Genomic DNA, 26,162 nt, shown 5'->3' with positions numbered 1-26,162 from the left:
GGTGATCCAGTTGCCGTACGAGATCTCGCTGACCAACAGGCCGGAGCGGCCCAGGTGACGGAATTCCATGCCGCCGACCCTACTCCGACCGGTCGACGACCAGCCCCTCGCCGAGGCCGCGGCGAGCGCGGCCACCACAACGCGCCGCCCGCGCCGAAGTAGGCTGCGCGGGGACCATGGGTGGGGAGGCTGTCGTGGATCTGCTGTTGTCGGTCCGGCCCGGCCGGGGATGCACCGTGCTGGAGGTGCGCGGCGAGCTGGACATGGCCACGTCCCCGCAGCTGCGCGACGGCCTGCAACGGCTGGTCGACGCCGGCGACCGGCAGGTCGTGGTGGATCTGGCCGGGGTGGGATTCATCGACTCCAGCGGCCTGGGCGTGCTGGTGATGATGTTCAAGACGTTGCGGGATGTCGGGGGCCGGCTGTGCCTCGCCGCGGTGCAGCCCGCCGTGCGTAACGTCCTGGCGGTCACGTCGGTGGATCGGGCCATCGACGTCTACGACAGCGTGCCGGCGGCGGAGGCCGACGTGCGTCCCACCGACGCGGCAGGCAGGTAGTCAGTCGGGCAGCGCGGCGCTGGCGCGCTCCTGGTCGGTGCCGGCGCTGGTACGCCGATCCTCGCTGTGCCCGCCGTGCCAGTCGACGACGAACAGGGTGGCGTCGTCGGCCAGCGTCGGTCCGCTCACCTCGAGCACGGCGTCGGCCAACGCCCGGACGGCCTCGCGCGGGTGCAGGCCGGCGATCGACCGCAACATGGCCGGCAGATCCAGGCTGGCCGCGTTGCGCTCCCGCACGCCGTCGGTGACCACCACCAGCCGGTCGCCGGGGCGCAGCGTGATCTCGCCGGCGCGGTAGTCGGCCTCGGCGAACATCCCCAGGGGAAAGTTGCCCGGCAGCGGCACCGCCCGCGTTTCCCCGTCGCGTAACAGCATCGGCGGGACGTGCCCGGCGTTGAGCAGCGCGCACACCCCGCTGCGCAGGTCGAGACGGCCCAGCACCGCGGTCAGGAAACTGCCCGGTACGGCGCTGTGGCCCGCGACGTCGGCGTTCGCGGCCTCGGCCTGCTCCACCAGGCCCACCCCGCGGCGGCGACCGTTCCGCAGGCTGCTCACCCCCAGGGTGGCGGTCAGCGCGCTGGCCACCCCGTGGCCCATCGCGTCGGTGACGCTGAAGTGCAGCACGTCGCGGGCCAGGCTGTAGTCGAAGGTGTCCCCGCCGACGCTCGCGGCGGGCTCCAGCCAGCCGGACAGAGTGAACGCGCTGGCCTCGCACGTGAACGAGGCGGGCAGCAGGCGGCGCTGGATCTCCCCCGACAGGGTGAACGGGGTCGTGCGTTGCCCCCACTCGAACAGGTCGGTGTGCCGGCGGTTGGCAATCACCACGAACGCCAACACGTGTGCCGTGCGGCCGATCTCCGCCAGGTCCCGCGGATCCGGCTCGTTCGGCAGGACCATCTCCAGCAGGCCCATCGCCTCACCGCGGTCGGTCACCGGCGCCAGCACCGTCCACCCGTCGGGCCGCGTGACAACCTGCGCCGTCTGGGTGCGTAGCGCCTGCTCGGCGGGGCCGCCGTCGAACGGCAGCACCGTGGCGAGCTCCGCACCGTCCCGACGTCCGGTACCGGCACCACCCAGTGGCACATGCGCCAGCCGGACCAGCGCCCGACCGCTGAGGTCCGCTATCAGGAAGGCGACGCTGAGTGCTCCCAGCGCCGCACCGAGTTCCCGGGTGACCGCCTCGACCGCCTCGACCGGCGAGGCGTTCTCCGCCGCATCCAACATGTGAGCCACCACCTGGCCCGGACCGCTCTCCACCCTCGGAGCCTACGAGAGGCGGCCGGCCACCGCCGCGCACGACCACCGTCACGCAGCGTCGACGGCGCGGAGCGCGCGCCTACGGTCCAACCGCCGCCGGCGACTGCTCAGGTCACCAGGCCGCGGCGGTACGCGTACACCACGGCCTGCACGCGGTCACGCAGGTCGAGCTTGGTGAGGATGCGGGACACGTACGTCTTGACCGTCTCCTGGCTGATCACCAGGGCCGCGGCGATCTCGCTGTTGGAGAGGCCCTCCGAGATGAGCCGGAGCACCTCCAGCTCGCGCGGGGTCAACGCGCCGCCGTCCGGGTCGCCCTCGGCGGGGCGGATGCGGGCCGCATACCTGCCCACCAGCTGCCGGGTCACCTCCGGGGCCAGCAGCGCGGCGCCCGTCGCCACCGTGCGGATCCCGTTGAGCAGCTGCGCCGGTGGGGCGTCCTTGAGCAGGAAGCCGCTGGCGCCCGCACGCAGCGCCTCGTAGACGTACTCGTCGAGGTTGAACGTCGTCACCACGAGGACCTTCACCGGCTCGCGGACCCCGACGCCGGCCAGCAGGCGGGTCGCCTCGATGCCGTCGAGCACGGGCATCCGGACGTCCATCACCACCACGTCCGGCCGGAGCCGAGTGGCCAGGTCGACCGCCGCGCGCCCGTCGCCGCACTCGCCGACGACCTCCATGTCGGGCTGGGCGCCGATGATCGTCGCGAAGCCGGCGCGGATCAGCTCCTGGTCGTCGCAGACCAGCACCCGGATCGGCGCGGTCACGACGGGTTCCCGGCCGGGATCCGGGCCCGCACGAGGAAGCCGCCGTCGGCCTGCGCGCCGGCGCTGAAGTCGCCACCGACGACGGTGACCCGCTCCCGGAGCCCGGCGAGGCCGCGCCCGCTGCCGCCCGGGGAGGCGCCACCGGATCCGGTGCCGTCGGTGCTGACCTCCACGGTCGTCTCGCTCTCCCCGTGGTGCACGCGGACCCTGGTCCGGCTGCCGTGCGCGTGCTTCAACGCGTTGGTCAGCGCCTCCTGCACCACCCGGTACGCCGCCACCTCGGCGCCGCCGGTGGCCGCCGCCGGCGTGCCCTCCCGGACGAACTCGACCGGCTGCCCGGCCTGCCGGGTCTGGTCGACGAGGGTGTCCAGGTCGCCGACGGAGGGCGTACGCCGGTCGCCCGCGTCGTGGTCCGGGTTGAGCAGGTCGAGCAGCTGCCGCAGGTCACCGACGGCCCGGCGGCCGGTGCCGGTGATCGCGGTCAGGGTCTGGTCCAGCCTGTCCGGGGCGCCGGTCAGGTAGCGCGCCGCCTCGGCCTGGACGACCATCGCCGTCACGTGGTGGGTGACGACGTCGTGCAGCTCCCGGGCGATGCGCGTGCGCTCCGACGTACGGGTGGCCTGCTCGACCCGGCGGCGGCGTTCCGCCTCGGCGGCCCGGGTCTGGCGCAGCCACGCCCCGATGCCCCACGCGAGCGCCAGCATCAGGTAGAACGTGACGAACCCGGCGACGCCCTCACCCGAGCCGAGCCGGTCGAGGGAGATCGCCAGGGGCACGTACGCCGCCGAGGCGAGACCCGCGACGACCCGGCGGCGCCGTTCCAGGTGGGCGCCGGCGCTGATGAGCGCGACGGCCAGCCCCGTACCCGCGATGGTGTGGTAGCCGCGGATCTGGTCGACCGCGAAGCCGAGCGACACCAGCGCGAGGCAGCCGGCCGGCCACCGACGGCGTACGGCCAGCGGCAGGCATTCCAGGGCGACGACACCGACGGTCAGCGCGTCGTACGGGCGGTCCGGGAGCTCGCCGAGCTGCGTACCCTGCCGCTCCAGGGCCGGCACCACCGCGGCGAGGGCCAGGGCCAGCGCGAACGGGAGGTCCCGGACCGTGGTCGGCCACCGCCGCCACAGATCCGGGAGCCGCCGGAGGTTGGTCACGGGGAGACCGTAGCGGTTGCCGGGGCCTGCGCTGCGCGGCGGCGGCGCGGGACGATGTGCCCGCGGCGCTTGGCCAGCCACAGGAACACCACGGTCAGCGCCGCGCCGGCCAGCACCGCGTACAGGCTGCCCTCCGGGCCGAAGGCGCCACCGCTCAGCGCGACCGGCCCCGACGTCGAGGCCTCGAGCAGCCCCTTCGACTCGCCGTTACCCGACACCGCGACGCTGAAGATGCCGCCGGCCGCGAAGTTCCAGGCGAGGTGCAGGCCGATCGGGACCCACAGGTTCCGGGTGGCGGCGTAGCAGGCAGCCAGCATGAACCCGGCCTCGATCGCGATGGCCGTCGCCCCCCACAGGGTGGCGTCGGGGTTCGCCAGGTGCATCGCGCCGAACACCACGCCGCTCAGGGCGAGCGCGATCCAGGTGCCCGTACGCTCCTCGATGATCCGGAACAGCACCCCCCGGAACAGCAGCTCCTCGGTGACCGCGGCAGCCGCCATGAACCCGAGCAGACCGAGCGCTCCCGTCGGCGAGCCCCAGCCCTCGACGTGGTAGCCGCCCAGGAACGCGATGTTGGCGATGACGGCCGCGAACATGGCGAAACCGACGAGCGTCCCGCGGCCCAGCTTGGCGCCCCAACCGTCCCGGTCGAGCTCGGTCGGCTCGCGGCGCTCGGTGCGCCGCACGACCCACCGGTAGGCGACCACGCCCAGCACGGCCGTCGCAGCGCCGATCACCAGGGTGAGGAGGAAGTTCCCCTCGACGGCGGCGACGCCCTGCCCGCCGACGAGGGCGACGGCCGCAACGGCGAGGAACTGTTTGACGAATCGCATGAAGGCTCCTTCGCAGGCCGCGACCGGAACGCCGCGGACACGAAGAAATCTATGGATTCCCGCCGCCGTAATCGTCACCGCGCGGTGGACACTTGCGGGTAGCTCGCACGGGGGACAAGACCTCCTCCCGAGTACGGCCACCCGGCCGGACACGGCCCGCCCGCCCCGCCGCCCGTGAGCCGGGCGGTGGCGGCCGGCACGCCGGCGCCGGACCGGCCCGGACGTCCCGCCCGCCGTTCAAGCGGTCTCCGCGCAGCGGTTGAACATCCACTTCGGATAACGGTTCCGTATCGCCGCCGAAACGCGTCGCGGCCCCGCGATATCCATTGGCGGCATCGCAGAGCCGCGGTGCGGTAGAGCGAATCTGCGCGCACGGAGGCCGGCGATGCACCACGGTAAGAAGAGCATGTTCGGCGGCTCGGCCGCCGGCCCGCTTCCCGACCTGTTGCGTGAGCCGCCGCCGCTGCGCCGGAGGCTGGCCACCGCGCTGGCGGCGGCGATGGCCCTCGTCATCGCCGTGACCGGGGTGGGAGAGGTGCCGACCCAGATCGACCTGTCGGCGACGGGCTCACGCGGGGCGGCCGACGCGAAGCGGGGGCAGAAGGCCGCCCCCGCGCCCCGACAGGCGTGGGACGGCGCCCCGCAGCCGGGCGAGCCCGCGCGGCGGCAGACGAACCGCAAGATCCCCGCCTCCGAGCAGTCGCGCTACCCCCAGCACAAGCTGCCGCAGGAGCCGAAGGTCGCGCCGAACAAGGCATCCGTCCAGCGGCCGCCGGCACAGCAGGCGCGCGGCTACCAGCCGGCTACCAGCGAGGAGCTGGCGCGGGAGCGCGACGCCTTCCGGCAGGTCTACGCCAACGCCGACGGCACCCAGACCACCGTGTTCTCGACCGCGCCGGTCAACTACCGGACCGCCGAGGGCGACTGGGCACCGATCGACCCGACCCTGACCGCCGAGGCCACCTCCGGCTGGCGCAACAGGGCGGATGCCGTGCGGATGCGGCTCGCCGGCCGGGCCGACTCCCCGGCCGTGGCCCGCTTCGCCGTCGCCGACGGAAAGGCCCTGTCGTACGGGCTGGCCGGCGCCGCGGCGGTACCCGGAAAGGCCGACGGGGCGCTGGTCACCTATCGCGGCGTGCTGCCCGGGGTGGACCTGGAACTGGAGTCGCGTCCCGGCGCGCTCAAGGAGACGCTGGTCCTGCACTCCGCGAAGGCCCCCCGGACGTACGACTTCCCGCTGCGTCTCGACGGGCTCACCCCGGCGATCCGCGACGGCGCGGTGGAGCTGTCCGACGCCGGCGGCACGGTGCGGGCCGTCATCCCGCCCGGCTACATGGTCGACGCCGCCGCCACCCCGGTGACCTCGACGGCCGTCAGCTACCAGCTCCTCACCGTCGGCGGCCAGCCCACCCTGCGGCTCTCCGTCGACGACGGCTGGTTGCGCGACCCGGCCCGGGTCTACCCGGTGCGGGTGGACCCGACCATCGAGTTGCCGGTCGCGGACGGCGCCGCCGACTCGGCCATGTACGTGCACGGGTCCGGCTCCGCCTCGGGCAGCAGCGAGCTGCGGGTCGGCACGGTGGACGGCGCGAACGCCGCCTCGTACGTCAGGTTCGGCGGCCTGGTGGACCGGCTGCGCTACCACACCATCTACGGCGCGCAGCTCCAGGTGGTCAACTACGACTCCGACTCCTGCCGGCCGCGGGAGGTCACGGTGCACCCGGTGACGGCCGCGTGGTCGGCCGGCGGCGGCTACTCCTTCCCCGGGCCGGCCGTCGGCGCGGCGCTGGCCAGCAGCTCGTTCGCGCACGGCTACGTCGCGTTCGGCGAGAGCGAGTCGGACTGCCCGGTCGAGGCCGAGGCGTTCAACCTGGGCGGCGCCGGCGCCAACCTGGTGCAGCGGTGGGTCAACGGGGAGCAGCCGAACCACGGCCTGTCGCTGCGGGCCTCCTCCGACCCGCTCAGCGGCAAGCTGTTCACCGGCCCGGCGACGGCCAACCCGCCGAGGCTGTACGTCACGCACAGCCCGTACAACGCCTCGTACTCGATCCCGAAGCCGGTGCCGACCCCGCCGGTGCTGCAGAACCAGGACGGCCGGGTCGCCGTCACCGTCACCAACCGCAGCGCCGAGGCGTGGGCGGTGGGCGACTACTACCTGGCCTACCGGGCGTACAACGCGGAGACCGGCGCGGCGGTCGGGCAGCAGCGCGCGGCCAACCTGACCGCCCCGGTGGCCCGTGGCGCCACCGTGACCCTCGACGCCACCATCAAGGCCATGCCTCCGGGGCGGTACCTCCTCGACTTCACGATGGTGCGTACCGGCGGCGCGGTCTTCACCGACCACCAGGTGCCACCCGCCCGGATGGTGCTCGAGGTCACCGACATCCCGCCCGTCGTGCAGGAGCTGTACCCGCCGAACGGCTACTCCGCGCAGACCCTGGCCCCGCAGCTGTGGGCCCGCGCGGTGGACATCGACGCGCCCCCGGGGCTGACGCTGTCCTACAAGTTCGAGGTGTGCGAGCGGACGGCGTCCGGCGGCACCACCGGGTGCTTCGACTCCGGCTTCCAGGCCAGTACCGCCTGGGCGGTGCCGGCCGGCCGGCTGTTCTGGAGCAGGACCTACCAGTGGCGGGTGATCGTCAAGGACGCCGGCAACGAGGTCTCGTCGCCGACCTCGACGCTGCTCACCGCCGTACCCCAGCCGGAGATCACCTCGCGCATCGCGGGCGCCACGACGGCGGCGGGCGACCGCGAGTTCGACGCCCAGACGGGCAACGTGTCCACCACCGCGATGGACGCCACGGTCACCACCGTCGGCCCGGAGCTGAACCTGGTCCGCACCTACAACAGCCTCGACCCGCGAGCGGACGGCGCGTTCGGCGCCGGCTGGACGACCCGCTACGACATGCGCGTCGTCGCCGACTCGGACGGCTCCGGCAACGTGCTCGTCACCTACCCGGACGGGCAGCAGGTGCGCTTCGGCCGCAACCCCGACGGCACCTTCGCCGCCCCGACCGGCCGCACCGCGTCGCTGACCTCGAACGGCACCGGATGGACGCTTGTCGACAAGGCGCGGGTGACCTACCAGTTCTCCGCCGCCGGCCGACTCAACAAGATCACCGACGCGGCCCTGCGGTCGATCGTGCTCACCTACAACACCGCCGACGGCAAGTTGGCCCGCGTGCGGGTCGCCAACAGCCAGACCAACACGGCCGGCCGGTCGCTCACCTTCACCTGGACCGGCGCGCACGTGACCAGCGTCGCCGCGGACGCCGTCAACGGTGCGGCGCCCACGTGGACCTACACCTACAGCGGCGACCAGCTCGTCTCGGCCTGCGCCCCCGGTAACGCCTGCACCCGGTACAGCTACGCGGCCGGCTCGCACTACCGCACCGCCGTGCTCGACGCGAAGCCGGAGTCCTACTGGCGCCTCGGCGAGGCGCAGGGCACCGCCGCCGGCAGCGAGGTGGCCGTCAACGTGGGCAAGGACGCCGCGGCCCACAAGGGCGTGACGCTCGGCACGGCGGGCGCGCTGGCCGGCACCGGCAACACCGCGGCCACCTTCAACGGCACCTCCTCGTACGTCGACCTGCCCAAGGGCGCGGTGAAGAAGGCCCGCGACACCGCCGTCGAGCTGTGGTTCAAGGGCAGCACCACCGGTGGTGGCGGCCCGCTGCTGGGCTACCAGGACAAGGAACTCGGCGCCACCTCCACCACCGGCGTGCCGGTGCTGTACGTGGGCACCGACGGCAGGCTGCGCGGCCAGTTCGGTGGCCCCTCGATCGCGCCGTTGACCTCGACGGGCGTCGTCAACGACGGGCGCTGGCACCACGCGGTGCTCTCGGCGATGGGCGCGGTGCAGACGCTCTACGTGGACGGCGTCAAGGTGGCGGAGCGTACCGGCGCGACGGCCGAGCACTCGCTGCTCACCTTCAACCAGGTCGGCGCCGCGTACGCGAGCACCCCGGCGTCCTGGCCGGCGTGGGGCACCACGTCCCGCCGGTACTTCGCCGGCGCGATCGACGAGGTGGCCGTCTACTCCCACCCGCTGGGCCAGGCGGCGGTCACCGCGCACTACCGGTTCGCCACCGCCGCCCAGCAGTTGACCTCGGTGACGCTGCCGAGCGGCAAGGTCGCGGCGCAGTTCAGCTACGACACGGCGCTCGACCGGGTCGCGAAGCACACCGACCGCAACGGCGGCCAGTGGACCATCGGGGCGCCGCTGGTCTACGGCAACGACACCGACCTGCGCCGCAGCGTGCAGGTGCTCGACCCGGCCAACCGGCCGCACCTGTACGAGTACGACGCGCTCAACGCGCGGTTGCTGCGTTCGGGCACGCCCCTGGGCCTGGAGACCCGCGAGGAGGACCGCCCCGCCTCGCCCACGCCGTCACCGACACCGCCGCCGACCCAGGTGTGCTCGAAGCCCGATCCGGGTGACCCGTCGTTCTGCACCATCATCCCGGGCGACGCGGGCGGGCCGGTGTTCGTGCGGCACCCGCTGGACGGCATGGCCATCCGCACGTTCGAGTACGACGAGCACGGCAACCAGACCGTGGTCACGAACGAGAACGGCGACGCCGTGCGGATGACGCACGACGAGCGCGGCAACGTCACCTCGAAGCGGACCTGCCGCACCTCCGGCGTCTGCCACACCGCCTACACGACCTATCCGGCGACGGTGACCGACCCGTTCGACCCGCGCAACGACCTGCCGACCGAGTCCCGGGACGGGCGCTCGGCCAGCGCCACCGACAACACCTACCGGACCAGCTACACCTACACCCCGTTCGGTGAGCTGGCGACGCAGGTGAACCCGGGCGGTGGCACCGTCCGGCACACCTACACCACCGGCGGTGAGGCCGCGTACGGCGGCGGCACCGTACCGGCCGGCCTGCTGCTGACGACGACCGACGCGCTCGGCAAGGTCACCCGTTACGCGTACTACCAGAACGGCGACCTCTACCGGGTCACCGAGCCGTCCGGGCTCGCCACGACCCATACCTACGACGCGCTGGGCCGGAAGCTGACCGCCACGGCCATCTCCGACACCTACCCGGCCGGTGTGGTCACCAGCTACACCTACGACGCGTTGTCGCGGCTGGTCAGCACCACCGAGCCGGCCACCACCGACGCGGTGACCGGCCAGGCGCACCAGAAGCGCTCGACGACCAGCTACGACGTGGACGGCAACGTCGTCCGGGTCGAGGTCGACGACGTGCGCGGCGACGACGAGACCCGGGTCAGCACCTGGGAGTACGACCAGTCCAACCGGCCGGTCAAGACCACGGACGCCGAGGGCAACGAGGCGGTCAAGAACTACGACCGGTTCGGCAACGAGACCATGATCGTGGACGCGAACGGCAACCGGTACGACTACGCCTACACGGCGCGCAACGAGCTGGCCGAGGTCCGGCTGCGGGCGTACGCGGGCGACGAGGGCCCGAGCACCGGCGACTACCTGGTGCTGCACACCTACACGTACGACCACGCCGGCCGGCTGGCCAGTGACACCGACGCGATGGGGCGGCGGCTGGAGTACCAGTACTACGCCGACGACCAGCTGCACCGGCTCGTGCTGAAGAACTTCCGCAACCCGGACGGCGGCACGCGCGACTACGTGGTGGAGGAGAACACGTACGACGGTGCCGGCAACCGCACCCGGCAGACCGCCGGCAACGGCACCTCCGTCACCCAGCAGACGTACACCCCGGCCGGCAACGTGGCCACCGTCGTGGTCAACCCCGGCACCGCCGCCCTGACCACCTCGTACACCTACGACGCGATGGGCAACGTCACCCGGACGACCCGCACCGGCCGCTCCTCCAACGTGCCGTGGACCCTGTCCACGGCCCCGGAGCAGGTCGACCACGTCTACGACGCCAGCGGCAACGTGATCCGCCAGACGGTCGTCGCCGGCACGGTCACCCGGGTCACCACCAGCACCTACGACCAGCGCGGACTGCTCACCTCCGCCACCGACCCGCTCGGCCGGACGATCCGCTACCAGAACGACGAGCTGGGCCGCCAGACGAGGGTCGTCGCACCGGCGGTCGCCGCCGAGGAGAACGGCGGCGCGCCGAGCACGGTCACCCCGACCACCGTCACCGGCTACAACACCTTCGACGAGACGGTGCACACGGCCGACGCCCGGGGCAACGTCAGCAGCCACACCTACAACCGGTTGGGCCGCCTGGTCGGCAGCACCGCGCCGACGTACGCGCCGCCCGCCGGGGTGAGCACGCTGAAGCCGACCACGACGACCCGCTACGACCCGGGGGGCAACGTCGTCGAGACCGTCGACGCCCGGGGCAACGCCACCCGCTACCAGTACGACCAGTTGGGTCGGCTGGTCAGCCGGGACGAACCGGCCGGCGACACGGACCGGGCGGTGACCCGCTACACCTACACCCGCACCGGTGAGCTGCTCTCCGCCACCGGCCCCACCGGCAGCCGGAAGGAGGCGACCTACGACGACCTCGACCGGCAGGTGACCGCGACGACGCTGGAGCGGTACCCGACCGCCCGTACGCTGACCACGCGGTACCGCTACGACGACGCCGGCAACGTCACGTCGGTCGTGTCGCCCGGCGGTGGCACCACCACCAACACCTACGACGGGTTCGGTCAGCTCACCCGGGTGGTCGACCCCGCCGGGGTGGCCACGCACTACGGCTACGACTACGCCGGCCGGCAGGTGCGCGTCAGCGACGCGTTGGGCCGCACCGAGCGGATCGACTACGACCTGCTCGGGCTGATCACCGCCGAGTCGGACGTGGCGCCGGACGGCACGATCCTGCGCACGCAGACCTACGGCTACGACGCCGCCGGCAACCTCACCTCGTCGGTCAAGCCGAGCGGGGTGACCACCACCTACGAGTACGACCCGCTCGGCCGCCTGTCCCGGCAGGTGGAGCCGGTCACGGCGAACTCCTCGATCACCACCAGCTTCGGCTACGACGCCGCCGGCAACCCCACCCGCTACACCGACGGCCGGGGCAACCGCACCATCTCCACGTACAACACGTGGGGCCTGCTGGAGTCGCAGATCGAGCCGGCCACCACCGCCCACCCCAACGCGGCCGACCGCACCTGGACGCTGGCCTACAACATCGCCGGGCAGCCGACCCGGCTCATCGCACCCGGCGGGGTGGGTCGGCTCCGCAGCTACGACGCGGCGGGCCGGCTGACCGGCGAGACCGGAAGCGGTGCCGGCAGCCCGGAGCGGACCCTCGACTACGACCTGGCCGGCCGGCTGGTCCGGGCCGCCGCGCCGGCGGGCGCCGACACGTACAGCTACGACGACCGGGGCAACATGCTCAAGGCCTCCGGCCGGGCGGGCACCGCCAGCTTCCAGTACGACGCCGACAGCCTGCTGACCAGCCAGACCGACGAGTCCGGGACCGCCACCTACACCTACACCGGGCAGCGGCTGGCCTCCGCCCGCGACGGCGTCACCGGCGTCACCCAGAGCTACGCGTACGACGCCGCCGGGCAGCCGACGCGCATCGACTACGGCGCCGGCCGGGTCCGCACCTTCGGCTACGACGACCTGGCCCGGGTGACCAGCGACGTGACCCGCAACGCGGCCGGGCAGTCGGTCAACTCGGTCAGCTACACCTACAACACCGACGACAAGCTGACCGGCAAGACGACGGCCGGAACGGCCGGGGCGGGCAAGCACACGTACGCGTACGACCTGGCCGGACGCCTGACCTCGTGGACCGGGCCGAAGGGCACGGTCGCGTACGCCTGGGACGCCTCGGGCAACCGGATCCGGGCCGGCGCGAAGACGGCAAGCTACGACGAGCGCAACCGGCTGCTCTCCGACTCGGACTACACCTACACCTACAGCGCGCGGGGCACGCTCGCCTCGCGGACCAGCTCCGGGCTGACCGAGCGGTACTCCTTCGACGCGTTCGACCGGCTCACCACGGCCGGCAGCGTGACCTACACCTACGACGCGCTGGACCGGGTCGCGACCCGCAGCGGCACCTCGTTCGGCTACGCGGGCCGGGCCGACAACGTGGTCAGCGACGGGACCGGCCGCTACTCCCGGGGGCCGGACGGTGAGGTGCTCGCCGTCGGCGACGGCAACGAGAAGCTGCTGGCCCTCACCGACGGGCACGGCGACGTGGTGGCCGGCATCGACCCCACGGACACCGCGCTGACCGAACTCACCGCCTCGAAGGCGTACGACCCGTTCGGCCAGGTGGTCGCCGCCGAGGGCGACACCGGTGACCTGGGCTTCCAGGGCGACTGGACCGATCCGACCACCGGCCAGGTGGACATGGGCGCCCGCTGGTACGAGCCCGGAACCGGCGGGTTCGTCTCCCGCGACAGCGTCAACTACAGCACCGGCGACGCGATCCTGGCCAACCGGTACACCTACGCGGCGGGCGACCCGCTGGCGCACGTCGACCCGGACGGGTACTGGCCCTCGTGCGGCTGGTGCAAGTCGGTGGCCAACAAGGTCAAGAAGACGGCCTCGTCCGCCTGGAACGGGGTGAAGCGGACGGCCTCGGCCGCCTGGAACGGGGTGAAGCGCACGGCCTCGGCCGCGTGGGCCGGGGTGAGGTATGCCGCCTCGGCCGCCTGGGCCGGGGTGAAGCGGGTCGCCAGTGCCGCCTGGGCCGGAGTGAAGGCGGCGGCGAGCTGGGTCGGATCGGCGGTCAGAAGAGTGGCCAGCGCGATATCCAGCGGCGCCAGATGGCTCTACAACAAGGCCCGCTCCGCGGTGAGTTGGGTCGGCCAGAAGATCAAATCGGCTGCGGCCTGGGTCGGCAACAAGATGTCCCGCGCCTACCGGGCGGTGAAGGGCGCCGTCTCCGCCGGGGTCACCTGGGCCAAGCAGAAGGCCGAGCAGGTCCGTCAGGCGATCCACGAGGCGAAGCGGCAGGTCACCCAGGCCGCCCGCCGGGCCATCGAGTACGTCGCCAAGCACAACCCGATCAAGGCCGTGGCCGCGGCGCTCAAGCCGGTCGTGTCGGCCATCAAGACCGTGGTGTCGGCGGCGGCGCACATCCCGGCCGCGGTGGTCGCCACCGTCCGGGACGTGGTCAACGACACCGTCCAGGCGACCAAGGTCCTCTACCAGGCGGCGGTCCAGGCGGCCGGCGCGGTCGTCGAGGAGGTCTCCAAGGCGACCGAGGCGGTGGCGGACTTCGCCCAGTCGGCGGCACCCTACGTGAAGGACGCGCTGAGCTTCGCCGCCGAGGCCGTCGGCGTCACCGACCTGGTCGACTGCGTCTCCAAGGGCGACCTCGAGGCGTGTGCCTGGACGGCGGCGACCGTCGCCGGTCTCGCCCTCGGTGGTGCCGGCGCCGGCGCGGTGCGGGCGGCGCGCGGGGCGCGGATGGCCGCCAAGTACGGCGACGACGTCGCCGACGCCGTGCGCGGCGGCTCCCGGCTGCCCACCGCCAGGCGGGCGGACGACGCCGCCGACATCGCCTCCTGCGCCACGGGCAACAGCTTCACCGGCGACACCCTGGTCCGGATGGGCGACGGCACGACCAGGCCGATCAGCAAGGTCAGGGTGGGGGAGAAGGTGTTCTCCACCGACCCCGCCACCGGCCGTACCGGCGCCTTCGAGGTCACCGCCGTCATCGTCGGTGAGGGCCGCAAGGAACTGGTCGACGTCGAGGTGGACACCGACAGCGCGAGCGGCACCGCCACCGCCACGGTCACCGCCACCGAGGGCCACCCGTTCTGGTCGGTCGAGCGGAACACCTGGGTCGAAGCCGGTGACCTGGCCGGCGGCGAGCGGCTGCGCACCTCCACCGGGGGCACCGGGACCGTGCTGGCCACCCGGGAACGGACCGAGCAGGAGCGGGTCTACAACCTCACCGTCGACACGACGCACACGTTCTACGTGCTCGCCGGGGCGCTGGACCTGCTGGTGCACAACACCGACGCCGGATGCCCGGTCCACGGCCCGTCCGCCCTGCCCGAGTCGACGACCGGCACCAGGCCCCCGGGCAGGTGCGAGTGCGGCGGCTCGAAGCTGGACGACAACTTCACCGGGCTGCGCGAAGGCACCGCTCAGCGGCGGCGGGAGGACATGGAAGCACTGCGGAGAGATCTCGAAGGCTTCCGGAGCAAGCGGGAAGCCCACGCGAAGTTCTTCGACAAGACGATGGAAACCATCCAAGAGATCGACAAGTGGTTCCCGGACGCCGACGGCTGACCGCCGGTCGTCCTCCAGCTCCGTCACCGGCGGGTCGGCCACGGACACCCAAGACCATCCTCATCGCGACACAGGGAAGTGACGTTTTGACCGAAGGCAGACACAGATTGCGGACGCTACGGCTGCTGGCCGTGCTGGCGCTGCTGGTGGCGGCGTCGGGCGTGGCGGTGTCGCGCCCGTCGCCGGCCTCGGCGGACGCGGCCGGGCTGGGCGGCGACTACGTGCCGCTGCCCAACGGCGCCGCGCTGCTGGACACCCGTACCGGAACCGGAGGGCGCACCGGCGTGGTCGGGGCCGAGGGCGTGGTGACGTTCCCGGCCCTGGGCGTCGGCGGCATCCCCTCCTCGGGGGTGAGCGCCGTCCTGCTGCGGCTGGTGACGACGGACGGCACCGCCAACACGTTCCTGCGGGCCTACCCCGACGGCACCACCCCGGACGCGGTCTCGATGCTCAACGTCCTCCCGGGCGAGCAGGTCTCCAACACCGCGGTGGTCCGCCCGGGCAGCAACGGGCGGATCGCCGTGTACAACCAGGCCGGCAACACCCACGTCGTCGTCACCGCGCAGGGCTACTTCCGCTCCGTCCCCGGCAGCGGCGGTGGTGGTGGATTCGTCCCGGTCCCGCAGAACAAGCTGATCGACACCACCGACGGCACGGGAACGACCAGGGCGAAGGTCCCCGCGATGGGCACCCGCACGGTGACGCTGACCGGCGGCGTGATCCCGACGACGGCGACCACCGTGCTGGCCAACGTGGTCACGGCCAACGTGACCCTGCCCGGCTGGCTCGGGGCGATGCCGGCCGGCGGTGCCGCGCCGGCGCACTCGGCGGTGAACTTCGAGGAGGCCGGGCACCACTCGCACACCGTGTCGTTGCCGCTCTCCGCGGCCGGTCAGGTCACGTTCACCAACAGGAGCGGCGGTGCCGTCGACCTGATCGTCGCGCCGTACGGCTACACCACCGGCGACAGCAGCCAGGGGGCCGGCTTCCGGCACCTCGCGGCGACCCGGCTCTACGACAGCGGGGGCACGATCGCCAACGGCGGCTCGGTCGACGTGCAGGTGGCCGGCAGGCTCGGCCTGCCGACCCGGGGCGTGGCCGGGGTGGTCCTCAACGTGACCGTCGACCGCTCGACCGTCGCCGGCGGCGTCAAGGTGTGGCCGACCGGTGGCACCGAGCCCGACGTCGCCCAGGTGCACGCGCGCACGGGAGCCGCGGCCGGCCTGGTGGTCGTCCGGCCCGGCCCCGACGGTCACGTCCGGTTGCGCAACACGTCGGGCGGAGCCGTCCGCCTCGTCGTGGACGTCCAGGGCTTCTTCACCGACCCGATCCCGGCAGCGCCGGTGGAGTCGTTCGCGGCGTCGGTGGGTGTGCAGGCCGGCCCGGTGGCGGGCGCGGCGCTGGGGATGGTCGAGTACGCGTACACGGACAACATCGGCCGGGTGCTCGTCGGGCACCAGACCGACGTCGACAACTTCGGTTCGGTGCAGTGGACCGTCCTCTCGGGCAACGAGGCGTTCTCCGGCCGGCCCTCGCTGGGCCTGCTGGGCGACGGCCGGGTCGAGGTGGCGGTTCGCTACTCCGACTCGGACGTGTGGTCGCGTACCCAGACGGCGCCGGGCTCGGCGACGTGGGACGCCTGGGCGGACTTCGGCGGTTCGATGGCCGCGGCTCCGGCGGTGACCCGCCTGCCGTCCGGGGTGATGGCCGTGTTCGCCGTCGACGTCGACGGCAAGCTGTGGGTCTACCAGCAGACCGGCGCAGTCCCGGGCTGGCGGGCCCTGACCGACCAGAACTTCGTCGGCGCCCCGGTCGTCGTGGCGACGCGTACGGGCGTGCGGCTGTTCCTGCGCACGAGCGCCGGCACGGTGCTGACGGCGGAGTACGCCGAGGGCACCCTGTCCGCCTGGACGAACCTCGGCGGCAGCGGTACCGACATTCCCTCGGTGGTGGTGTACCCGGGCTATCGGGCGCGGGTCTTCGTGCGGCTCGTCGACGGCACGATCGCGACGAAGTACCAGGACGCGGCGGGGACGTTCCCGGCGGCCTGGACGTCGCTGGGCTCGTACCGGTCGGCGGGCGTGCCGGCGGCGGTGCTCGATCCGGTGCTGGGCCGCACGGCGGTGGTGACCCGCAGCACCTCGGGCGAGGTCATGCTCTCCTGGGAGACGGCGCAGGGGTCGGGTGTGTTCGGCGCGTGGTCCGCCGCCATCCCGGACCTGATGGAGACCGCGGCGACGGATCCGACGATCGTGCCGGTGACCAACAGCGCGGGGCAGACGTGGCTGATCCTGTTCCGCAACGCCAACAACGCCAGCCGCATCTACCAGCGGCAACCGGTCGCGGGCCTCGCCGCGGCCAGCCGTAACCCGTCCGCCGTGAAGGAACGGGCCGGGGGCGCCGCTCCCACCTCGACCGCGCGCGGCGTCTTCGCCGCGCACAGCCTGCCCGTTCCGCCGGCCTGACACCCCCCGGGTGGGCGCGGCCAGGTCCGCGCCCACCCGGTACCGGCACACCAGTGATGCCACTGCTCGACATTGATCGGCTGACCGTCGACCGGATCGTCGCTCCCTCGCGGAACCGGCAGTGACCCGACGCCAGCCCCGTGGGGAAGGTATGCGATGAATCGGTCACGATGGCGCGGCCGGCTGGCCACCGCGCAGGTCGCGGCGCTCGCCGCGGCGCTGCTGGCGGTGGCCCAGCCGACACCGGCGCAGGCCGCCGACACGATGAGCTGCGTCGCCCAGACGTCGTTCTTCGGCACGGACGCCGGCGGCACGAACTGGCGTTATCCACTCAACGCGCCAGGCAGCGCCAGTTCCACCTGGTCGAGCCGCGTCTGGGAGGGCACGGGCTGGGAGATGTTCGGCCGGGTGATCGGTGGCCCGGGGGGCCGGATCTACGGCTTCAACGCCAGCGGCCTGTACCGCTACCGCTGGACCGGCAGCGGCTGGGAGATGACCAACGGTGTCGGCGGTCAGCTGATCAGCACCAGCTTCACCCAGTACGCCACCGCCGGGTTCCGGGACAAGATCACCGTCGACGAGCGGGGCGACTTCTACGCCGTCGACGCGCAAGGAAGGCTGCGTACCTACCGGTACGACGAGGCGGCGGGCAAGTGGGCCTTCTCGGACCGGCTGCTCGACACCGGGTGGGGCCGGTTCAACCTCATCGTCGCCGCCGGCCGGGGCGTGCTGTACGCCCGGGATGCCACCGACGGTCGGCTCTTCCGGTACCGGTACGACGCGGACAGCCAGCGCTGGATCGACTACGAACGACCGGTCGGTGCCGGCTGGCAGATGTTCGGCAGGGGCATCGTCTCCCCCGGCGGGGACACCCTCTTCGGCATCGAGAACGACGGGGCCCTGTCGCAGTACCGCTACCGCGAGGACGACAACACCTGGCCGATCCATCGGCGGATCGTCGACGGCGGGTGGAACATCTTCAACAACGTGGCGCTCATCACCGACGCCTGCACGTTGGCCACCTCCCACGTGCCGGCCCGGCCGGCGGTGCCGGTGGCGCAGAACGCTCCGGCGAGCGTGACGCAGGCCAGCTCGAACAGCATCGAACTCGCGCACAGCGACAACATCGGTCGGTTGCTGCACGGGCGGATGAGCCCGGACAACTTCAGCTCCCTGCAACTGACGGCCGTCTCCGGCAACGAGGCGTTCAGCGGGGTGCCGGGAGTGTCGGAGACCACCCAGAACCTGGCCCGGGTCACGGCCCGCAACATCAACAGCGACGTCTGGAGCCGTACCCAGTCCAGCGCCGGCAGCCCCGGTTGGAGCGGCTGGGCGGACCTGGGTGGCCGGATGGCCGCCGGCCCTGCTGTGGTCCGGTTGTCCGACGAGCGTGAGGTGGTGTTCGCGGTGGACGCCGCGGGCGCGCTGTGGGCCCGCCGGCAGGACCCGGTGCACGCGGATCTGCTGGCCTGGCGCAAGCTCGGCGGTGAGGGGCTGACCGGCACGCCGGTGGCGGTTCCGCTGGCCGACGCGAGCGCCCTGGTGATCGTCGCGGACAGCGCCGGCACGTTGCGGGCGGCCCGGTACGCCAACGGCGCGCTGGACGCCTGGACCAGCCTCGGCGGCAGCGGCTTCACCGGAACCCCGGCCGTGGTGGTGATGCCGGGCTACCGGCTGCGGATCTTCGCCCGCAACGCCGCCGGCCGGATCGCGGCCACGGAGCGTCGCGTCGACGGCACCTTCACCGGGACGTGGGCGCAGGTCGGCGGCACCGCGATCACCCCGGCCGGTGCGCCGAGCGCGTTGCTGAGCCCGGTCACCGGCCGGATCGGGATCTACGTGCGCGGCACCGACGGCTACATCCACTACGCCGCCGAGACGGCCCAGGGCAGCGGCACGTGGGGCGACTGGATTCCGGCGCAGGACGCGTTCGAGACCTACGCCACCGACCCGACCGCGTTCAGCTTCGTCAACGCCAACGGCGCGAACGTCGCCTACCTCGCCCGCACCCCCGCCGGCAGGCTGCGGCTGTACACCGTTCAGGAACCCAGCTCCTGGATCACCGGCGCGGCAGCCGCCCGCACCACCGCCACCACCGCACCGACGGCACGTCCGGTCTTCCGCCGGCACGTGCTACCCGACCCGCCTCCGGTCAACCGATAAGGACCGGGCGATTTCGGGTGGGCGCGACCCGCGTCCACCCGGTACCGACAGACCAGTGATGCCACTGCTCGACATCGATCAGCTGACCGTCGACCCGACTTCGACGGCGGCGACCCGGCGACGCCGGCCCTCACGAAAGGCATCTGATGAACCGTCCACGATATCGTCGGGCGTTGGCCAGTACGCAGGTAGCTGCGCTGACCGCCACCCTGCTGGCGGTGGCCCAGCCGACACCGGCACTGGCCGCCGACACGGTGACCTGCGTCGCCCAGACGTCGGTCTTCGCCGCCGACACCGGTGGCACGCTCCGGCGCTACCCGCTCAACGCGCCAGGCAGTGCCACTTCCACCTGGTCGACCCGCAGCAGCCTGGGCAACAACTGGCAGACCTACGGCCGGGTGATCGGTGGCCCGGGGGGCCGGCTCTACGGCTTCAACGCCAGCGGCCTGCACCGCTACCGCTGGACCAGCAGCGGCTGGGAGATGACCAACGGCAGCGCCGCCCAGCGGATCAGCACCGGCTTCACCCAGTTCGCGTCCGCCGGTGCCCGAAACAAGATCACCGTCGACGAGCGGGGCGACTTCTACGCCATCGACGGCAACGGGAAGCTGCGCACCTACCGGTACGACGAGGCGGCGGGCAAGTGGGCCTTCTCGGACCGGCTGCTCGACACCGGATGGGGCCGCTTCAACCTCATCGTCGCCGCCGGCCAGGGTGTGCTGTACGCCCGGGATGCCACCGACGGTCGGCTCTTCCGGTACCGGTACGACGCGGACAGCCAGCGCTGGATCGACTACGAGCGACTGGTCGGCGCGGGCTGGAACGTCTTCAGCAAGGGCATCTTCTCGGTCGGCGGAGACACCCTGTTCGGCATCGAGGCCGGCGGGACCCTGGCGCAGTACCGCTTCCGCGAGGACAACAGCACCTGGGTGATCACGCGGCGGACCATGGGCAGCGGCTGGAACGTCTTCAGCAACGTGGCGGCTGTGACGGATGCCTGCACGTTGGCCGCCTCCCACGTGCCGGCCCGGCCGGCGGTGCCGGTGGCGCAGAACGCTCCGGCGAGTGTGGCGCAGGCGAGTTCGAACAGCATCGAGCTGGCGTACAGCGACAACATCGGTCGGTTGCTGCACGGGCGGATGAGCCCGGACAACTTCAGCTCCCTGCAACTGACGGCCGTCTCCGGCAGCGAGGGCTTCAGTGGGGTGCCGGCGGTGTCGGAGACCACTCAGAAGCTGGCCCGGGTCGCGGCTCGCAACATCAACAGCGACGTCTGGACCCGTACCCAGTCCAGCGCCGGGAGTCCCGGTTGGAGCGGCTGGGCGGACCTGGGTGGGCGGATGGCCGCCGGGCCTGCCGTGGTCCGGTTGTCCGACGAGCGTGAGGTGGTGTTCGCGGTGGACGCCGCGGGCGCGTTGTGGGCCCGCCGGCAGGACCCGGTGCACGCGGATCTGCTGGCCTGGCGCAAGCTCGGCGGCGAGGGGCTGACCGGCACGCCGGTGGCGGTTCCGCTGGCCGACGCGAGCGCCCTGGTGATCGTCGCGGACAGCGCCGGCACGTTGCGGGCGGCCCGGTACGCCAACGGCGCGCTGGACGCCTGGACCAGCCTCGGCGGCAGCGGCTTCACCGGAACCCCGGCCGTGGTGATGATGCCCGGCTACCGGCTGCGCATCTTCGCCCGCAACACCGCAGGCCGGATCGCGGCCACCGAACGTCGCGTCGACGGCACCTTCACCGGCACGTGGGCGCAGGTCGGCGGCACCGCGATCACCCCGGCCGGTGCGCCGAGCGCGCTGCTGAGCCCGGTCACCGGCCGGATCGGGATCTACGTGCGCGGCACCGACGGCTACATCCACTACGCCGCCGAGACCGCCCAGGGCAGCGGCACCTGGGGCGACTGGATCCCCGCCCAGGACGCGTTCGAGACCTACGCCACCGACCCGACCGCGTTCAGCTTCGTCAACGCCAACGGCGCGAACGTCGCCTACCTCGCCCGCACCTCCGCCGGCTCGCTGCGGCTGTACACCGTTCAGGAACCCAGCTCCTGGATCACCGGCGCGGCAGCCGCTCGCACCACCGCCACCACCGCACCGACGGCACGTCCGGTCTTCCGCCGGCACGTGCTACCCGACCCGCCTCCCGTCGACTGAGGTAAGGACGGTCGAGAGGGGTCCGTGGGCCGGCCGCCCACGGGCCCCTCTCGCTGCTTCTTCGCTGCCCGGAGGGCTTGTACGGAACCTGTACGTCGGCTGTGCCCACGGACTCATCGAAGGCGGTAGCTTCGAGCCGCCCACCCGCCCCGAGGCGGTCGATCGGGCAGCTGCTCTCAGATGGGGGGAGAAGGCGGATGGGTCCTCTGCCAGTGGCGAGCACCGACGTCGCGCTGCCGCAGGCCGCCCGGACGGAGGAACACGTCGACGACGCGACCTGGCGCATCGGCGGCGCGGCCGAGCAGGTGGACGTCGCCCTGCTGCGCGACGGCCTCTCGCCCCGGGTCGACGGCGTCGACACCGCCCACGTGCGGCGCCTCGCCGCGCTCGCGGACGAACTGCCGCCCCTGGTGGTGCACCGGGCGACGATGCGGGTGATGGACGGGCTGCACCGGCTCGCCGCGGCGCGCGCCCGCGGCCGGCGGCAGGTGCCCGTGGTGTACTTCGAGGGGACCGCCGAGGAGGCCTTCGTCGTCGCGGTACGGCTCAACGCGACCCACGGCAGGGCGCTGCGCGCCAAGGACCGGGCGGCGGCGGCCGGGCGGATCCTCGACACCTGTCCCCACCGCTCGGACCGCTGGATCGCCTCGGTGTGCGGGGTGGCGCCACGCACGGTCGCCGCCCTGCGGCAGAAGTCCACCGACGCCGGTCGGCGGCCCGACACCCGGATCGGGCGCGACGGGCGGCGCCACCCGCTCTCCGCCCAGGAGGGCCGGCGGACGGCCGAGCAGATCATGTGTGCGGAGCCGGGGCTCAGCCTGCGCGAGGTGGCTCGTCGCGCCGGGGTGTCCGTCGGCACGGCTCTGGACGTACGGCGGCGTCTGCTGGCCGGCGGCCCCGAGTTGGTCGTTCCCGCCACCGGCACGGTGGGGCCGGTGGCGACGCGGCCGGTCGCGGCAGACCCGGGGCAGCCCGGCACGCTGAGGATCCGCGAGCACCTGGAGTGGCTCACCCGGGAGCCGACCCTGCGCTACACCGACCGGGGGCGGGCGTTGCTGCGGCTGGTGTCGGCCACGGTGGCCTTCCTCGAACAACCCGGCCAGTGGACGGACGCGGCTCCCGACCACTGCCGCCGCCCGCTCGAGGCGCTGGCCCGGGCCTGTGCCGTCGGCTGGCTCGACCTCGCCGACCAGTTCGGTGACGAGCAGCCGTACCGGCGGGCGGGCTGATGCCCGGCGAGGGCGTCGACCAGGACGGCCGTCAGTTGACGCCGCCGCCCTGCGTCACGGGGTCGCCGCTCCGGTTGCACATGGGGAAGAGGTTGTCCCACAGCGACGTTCCCCGGTAAACGTCGCAGCCGGGGGTCGGCGCCGGCAGCACCAGGCGGACACCGCCGGTGTCCAGGAGTGCGGTGGTGCCCCGGCTGTCGGGAGCACCGCCGAGGGCGGCGCCACCCAGGGCGACGACCAGGAGCGCAACAGGTACGAGGAGCCGAGCACAGACTGCCGTCCGCATATGAGTCTCCTTGAGATCGTCCGTCGGCTACGAGCGTCACCGAGCGGATGTACGTGGTCAAGGCCGTCCCGGTCACGGCCCGGTCACACCCCGCCCCCGGTGGTGCGTGCCGGCCGCGGAAGTCGGACCTCGGTCGGTACCGCGCGCCTGTGGTAGAAAGCGCGGGTGGCCGTCATGCGCTTCCGCCTCCTGGGGCCGCTCGAGGTGCGGATCGACGACCGGCCCGTCCCGCTCGGCACGGTTAAGCAACGGTTGCTCTGCGCCGCCCTGCTGCTGGATCCCAACGAGGTGCGGCACACGGAGCACCTCGCCGAGATGCTGTGGGACGAGCCGCGGCCGGCATCCGCGGCGGCCAACCTCAGGACGTACGCCCACGGCCTGCGCCAGGCCCTGCGTGACGGGGCGGGCGGGGCGAGCCGGCTGCGCACCGGGACCGGCGGCTACCTGCTCGAGGTGCGCCCGGGCGAGCGGGACCTCGACGAGTTCGAGGAGGTGGCGCAGCAGGGCCGCGACGCCCGTGCCCGAGGCGAGCTGCGGCAGGCCGAGGCGAGCCTGGCGCACGCGCTCACCCTCTGGCGCGACTCGCCACTCGCCGGGCTGCCCCTGCCCCACACGCTCGCCGTGCGTCTGGCGCGCCTGCACGAGCAGCGGTTGATGGTCGAGGAGGAACACATCCAGGCCAAGCTCGACCTCGGCGCCTCCGCCGAGTTGGTCGGGCGGCTGCGGGAGCACGTCGACGACCACCCCCTGCGCCAGCGCGGCTGGGGCCAGCTGATGACCGCGCTCTACCGCACCGGCGACATCGCCGGGGCGGTCGACGCCTACCTTCGGGCCCGGCGGGTGCTGGCCGATCAGCTCGGCATCGATCCCAGCCCCGGGCTGGAGGCGCTCTACCGCGACATCCTCGACCACAGCCCCAACCTCACCGGCGAGCCGCAGCGGACACCGCGGGCGAGGGTCGTGGTGCGCGGGCTGCCGCCGGCCGTCGACACCTTCGTCGGGCGGCAGGCCGAGCTGGCCGCCGTACCCGGCTGGCTCGACGGATCCGCGACGAACCCGGTCGTCACGATGCACGGCCCGGGAGGCGCCGGCAAGTCGGCGCTGGCCGTCCAACTCGCTCGTCACCTCGCCGACCGGTACCCCGGCGGCACCCTCTACGTGGACCTGCAGGGATCGGACGCCGACCTGCCACCGTTGCGGCCCATCGACGTCCTCGGCCGGTTCCTGCGCGCACTCGGGGTGCCGGGGAACGCCGTGCCGGCCGACGTCGGCGAAGCCACCGTCGCCTACCGGTCCGAGATCGCGGGGCGGGGCGTGCTCGTCGTCCTCGACAACGCGCGGAACGCCGCCCAGGTCAAGAGCCTGCTGCCGGCGGACGCCTCGTGCGGCGCCGTGGTCACCAGTAGGCGGATGCTCGCGACCCTGCCCAACGGGAGGCATCTCGCCGTGGGACTGCTGTCCCGCGCCGAGGCGGTCGCACTGCTCGCGGGCGAGTGCGGCACGGAGCGGGTGACGGCCGAACCGGACGCGGCGGCCCGCTTGGTGGAGCTCTGCGGCCTGCTGCCGCTGGCCATCCGGATCGTCGGCGCCCGCCTGGCCAGCCGGCCGGGATGGCCGATCGCCCGGCTGGTCGAGCGGCTAGACGATCCCGGGCTCCGCCTCAACGAGTTGGAGTTCGACGACCTCAGCGTCCGGCCGTCCATCGCCCTCACCTACTCCGCGCTGCGCGACGGGGGCCCGTTGGAGCAACTGTGCGCCCGGGCCTTCCGCATGATCGGCCACAGCCGGCTCCCCGTCGTCACCACGCGTGCCGTCGCCGCCCTGATCGCCGAGCCGCTCGCCCGGACCGAGACCGTTCTCGAACGCCTCGCCGACGAGCGGTTGGTGGAGCCCCGGGAGCCGGGCGTCTACGGCATCCACGACCTGGTCCGGCTGTACGCGGTCGAACGGGCCGAGGACGAGACGGCGGGCGACCGGGAGGCCGCCCTGCAGCGGCTGCTGGAGACGTACCTGCGGGGGGCTCAGGAGCTTGAGCGGATGGCCAACGCCGGCTGGTCGCCGACCGGTGCCGGCGAGCAGGACCAACCCGCCTGGCAGGATCCGCCACGGAGCTCCGCGGCGGCCGTCCGGTGGCTGGCCGAGGAGCACCTCAACGTCCTGGCCGCCTTCAACCAGGCGTCGACCGCCTCCACCGGCACCGCGCAGCTCGCCGCCAGGCTGGCCTGGGGAACCGTCGCCGTGTTGCGCCGGCAGGGCTACCTGCTGGAGGCCCGCACCCTCGTCGACGGCGCCGCCGCCGTCACCGAGCGGCTCGGCCTCACGCTGGAACACTGCGCCGCGCTGTTCTACCGGGCGGCGTTCCACAAGGGCACCGCCGACCCGTCGGTGGTGGAGGCGGACCTGCTGCGCTGCCTCGACCTGCTCCAGTCGCTCGGTGACCGCGACCGGATCTCCACCTGTCTGGAGGCGCTCGGCAACCTGCGCCACCAGATGGGCGACGTGGCGCGTGCGCTCGCCTACCACGACGAGGCGCTCGCGCTGCGCCGCGAGTCGGGCCGACCGCTCATGATCGGTGCCACCCTGAGCAACTCCGCTCAGGTGCGGCTGTCCGCCGGGGACGAGAAGCAGGCGTTCGCCGACGTCGAGGAGGCGCTGCGGATCGCCCACGAGATCGGCGCGGTGGGTCTGACGGGTGCCGCCCTCGCGATGCGGGGGCAACTGCTGTGCCGTACCGGCCGGTGGTCCGAGGCCCGCGACTGCCTCGACGAGGCGCTGGTCGCCACCGACCGGGCCGGCGACCTGCCCTCGCGCTGCGAGGCCCTGCTGTCCCGCGCGGCGGCTCAGCTCCGGCTCGGGCGCCACGCCGCCGCCGCCCGCGACGCCGACGAGGCGGGTTCGGTGGCCGACCGGATCGGCGACCGCTACCTGCTGGCCGTCGCCCGGCAGGCCCGGAGCCGGATCGCGGGGGCCGCCGGTGACCGGGCCGCCGCGTCGGCCCTGGAGGCCGAGGCCCGGACCCTGCTCCGGCCACCACGCTGGCGGCCACGCTGACCACGATCGCCGCCGTCCAGGGCAGGTACGCCATCGGCAGCATGACCAGGGCGGCGAAGGGCGG

The 26,162-nt window shown here is 73.2% G+C and carries 12 protein-coding genes; 7 read left to right on the top strand and 5 right to left on the bottom strand.

The window, feature by feature from the left end:
• Positions 1 to 194 precede the first annotated feature (194 nt).
• Positions 195 to 557 (top strand): STAS domain-containing protein, encoded by a 363-nt coding sequence (locus ACWENR_RS18200; protein ID WP_452278154.1) that lies wholly within the window; start codon positions 195 to 197, stop codon positions 555 to 557.
• On the opposite strand, the gene ACWENR_RS18195 is transcribed toward ACWENR_RS18200, so the two are convergent.
• The 4 genes from ACWENR_RS18195 to ACWENR_RS18180 form a co-directional block, all read right to left on the bottom strand.
• A complete protein-coding gene (locus tag ACWENR_RS18195) occupies positions 558 to 1,814 on the bottom strand; it encodes a PP2C family protein-serine/threonine phosphatase (RefSeq protein ID WP_452278153.1) in 1,257 nt (418 codons plus the stop codon).
• Between the two features lie 107 nt (positions 1,815 to 1,921).
• Positions 1,922 to 2,581, bottom strand: coding sequence for a response regulator (locus ACWENR_RS18190; RefSeq protein WP_452278152.1), 660 nt, complete (start codon positions 2,579 to 2,581; stop codon positions 1,922 to 1,924).
• Positions 2,578 to 3,735 carry a sensor histidine kinase gene (locus ACWENR_RS18185; protein ID WP_452278151.1) on the bottom strand — a complete coding sequence of 386 codons (1,158 nt, stop codon included), beginning with the start codon at positions 3,733 to 3,735 and terminating at the stop codon, positions 2,578 to 2,580. Before ACWENR_RS18185 ends, ACWENR_RS18190 begins: the two co-directional genes overlap by 4 nt.
• Positions 3,732 to 4,568: a CPBP family intramembrane glutamic endopeptidase gene (locus tag ACWENR_RS18180; RefSeq protein WP_452278150.1), complete on the bottom strand. Its 837-nt coding sequence runs from the start codon at positions 4,566 to 4,568 to the stop codon at positions 3,732 to 3,734. The genes ACWENR_RS18185 and ACWENR_RS18180 overlap by 4 nt, the downstream gene beginning before the upstream one ends.
• A gap of 385 nt (positions 4,569 to 4,953) precedes the next feature.
• Here ACWENR_RS18180 and ACWENR_RS18175 point away from each other — a divergent pair, with 385 nt between their 5' ends.
• From ACWENR_RS18175 to ACWENR_RS18155, 5 genes are all read left to right on the top strand, one after another.
• Positions 4,954 to 14,754, top strand: a complete 9,801-nt coding sequence (locus ACWENR_RS18175) for a polymorphic toxin-type HINT domain-containing protein (protein ID WP_452278149.1) — start codon at positions 4,954 to 4,956, stop codon at positions 14,752 to 14,754.
• 107 nt (positions 14,755 to 14,861) lie between these two features.
• Positions 14,862 to 17,219, top strand: coding sequence for a hypothetical protein (locus tag ACWENR_RS18170; protein ID WP_452278148.1), 2,358 nt, complete (start codon positions 14,862 to 14,864; stop codon positions 17,217 to 17,219).
• 156 nt (positions 17,220 to 17,375) lie between these two features.
• Positions 17,376 to 19,382 (top strand): tachylectin-related carbohydrate-binding protein, encoded by a 2,007-nt coding sequence (locus ACWENR_RS18165; protein WP_452278147.1) that lies wholly within the window; start codon positions 17,376 to 17,378, stop codon positions 19,380 to 19,382.
• Between the two features lie 173 nt (positions 19,383 to 19,555).
• Entirely contained in the window at positions 19,556 to 21,532 is a 1,977-nt protein-coding gene (locus ACWENR_RS18160; protein WP_452278146.1) for a tachylectin-related carbohydrate-binding protein, read from the top strand.
• A 197-nt stretch (positions 21,533 to 21,729) separates the two neighbouring features.
• Entirely contained in the window at positions 21,730 to 22,761 is a 1,032-nt protein-coding gene (locus ACWENR_RS18155; RefSeq protein ID WP_452278145.1) for a hypothetical protein, read from the top strand.
• A gap of 31 nt (positions 22,762 to 22,792) precedes the next feature.
• On the opposite strand, the gene ACWENR_RS18150 is transcribed toward ACWENR_RS18155, so the two are convergent.
• A complete protein-coding gene (locus ACWENR_RS18150; RefSeq protein ID WP_452278144.1) occupies positions 22,793 to 23,047 on the bottom strand; it encodes a hypothetical protein in 255 nt (84 codons plus the stop codon).
• Between the two features lie 174 nt (positions 23,048 to 23,221).
• Between ACWENR_RS18150 and ACWENR_RS18145 the strand changes: the two genes are divergently transcribed.
• Entirely contained in the window at positions 23,222 to 26,098 is a 2,877-nt protein-coding gene (locus tag ACWENR_RS18145) for a BTAD domain-containing putative transcriptional regulator (protein ID WP_452278143.1), read from the top strand.
• The last annotated feature ends 64 nt before the right edge of the window (positions 26,099 to 26,162 follow it).

Source organism: Micromonospora sp. NPDC004336 (genome assembly GCF_053602615.1).
This window is presented reverse-complemented; position numbering and strand designations above follow the sequence as displayed.

Excerpts from the sequence above, each read along its gene's own strand:
- ACWENR_RS18165 (WP_452278147.1), top strand. The coding sequence starts at position 17,376 with ATGAATCGGTCACGATGGCGCGGCCGGCTGGCCACCGCGCAGGTCGCG.
- ACWENR_RS18155 (WP_452278145.1), top strand. The coding sequence starts at position 21,730 with ATGGGTCCTCTGCCAGTGGCGAGCACCGACGTCGCGCTGCCGCAGGCC.
- ACWENR_RS18175 (WP_452278149.1), top strand. The coding sequence starts at position 4,954 with ATGCACCACGGTAAGAAGAGCATGTTCGGCGGCTCGGCCGCCGGCCCG.
- ACWENR_RS18150 (WP_452278144.1), bottom strand. The coding sequence starts at position 23,047 with ATGCGGACGGCAGTCTGTGCTCGGCTCCTCGTACCTGTTGCGCTCCTG.
- ACWENR_RS18145 (WP_452278143.1), top strand. The coding sequence starts at position 23,222 with ATGCGCTTCCGCCTCCTGGGGCCGCTCGAGGTGCGGATCGACGACCGG.
- ACWENR_RS18180 (WP_452278150.1), bottom strand. The coding sequence starts at position 4,568 with ATGCGATTCGTCAAACAGTTCCTCGCCGTTGCGGCCGTCGCCCTCGTC.